Raw genomic sequence first — 758 nt, 5'->3', positions numbered from 1 at the left:
GCCCTAAGGGGCAGGCGGTGAAGCCAACCCCCGACATGCGCAGCCCACCACCCACCAGGGCCAGATACTCAAGAGGACGGTCGACAGACGTCCATCCCCATGAAGAATCATGTTTCCGAAATCACTTGGGACACAGGAGGCAGCGAGGATGCCTGATACTTCTCAATCACCCGCCCCATCAGATCCTCGACCCGTGGCTTCCACTCCTGCAACGTCGAGTCAGCGCCAGCAAGAAGGATGACAAAACTGTTCATTAGATCAATCGTCATCGCCACCGCATTGACAGCATTCTCCGACCTGAAAGCGGCGTATTGCCATGGCACGGCGGCATCGATATCGGGGCGATAAATTGGGCCCTGATACTCAGATCGCGCGTGCACGGCCCAATCGCGCATCTGGAACAGCTGCTTGATGCGGTGCCTGGCTTCCTTAACGCTGTGGTTGTCTCGGATCTTGAGGTGGTGGTGAAAGGTCTCCACTACCTGCTTGTAGCGTGCCGTCCCGTTCTCTCGCCACAATGCGTTCTGTGGGTGCTCTCCTGCACGCTCTTTAACCGACCCGTAGAAGGCATCTATCGCGAACGCGCTGGAGGTGAGTGCCCGCATCGACGCACGCAACTCGTGAATCAACAGCTTATTCACCTCGTCCTCGCGCCGCTGCGCCAGTGCCTCGGGGATCAGGGCCGCGTGGACAGATGAATCGACCGCACCATCGATCCCTTCGGCCAACCAATATGGCCATAGATCGGCCCGTACAGC

1 protein-coding gene is annotated in these 758 nt (G+C 58.6%); it reads right to left on the bottom strand.

Features of this window, described 5'->3' with window-relative positions; all coding sequences use genetic code 11:
* Window positions 1–107 precede the first annotated feature (107 nt).
* A partial coding sequence (locus GV790_RS28855) for a hypothetical protein (protein ID WP_218586489.1) occupies window positions 108–758 on the bottom strand: 651 nt, incomplete at its 5' end.

Origin of the sequence: Nocardia cyriacigeorgica (assembly GCF_010858045.1) — a bacterium.
GTDB classification, from domain to species: Bacteria; Actinomycetota; Actinomycetes; order Mycobacteriales; family Mycobacteriaceae; genus Nocardia; species Nocardia cyriacigeorgica_E.
This window is presented reverse-complemented; position numbering and strand designations above follow the sequence as displayed.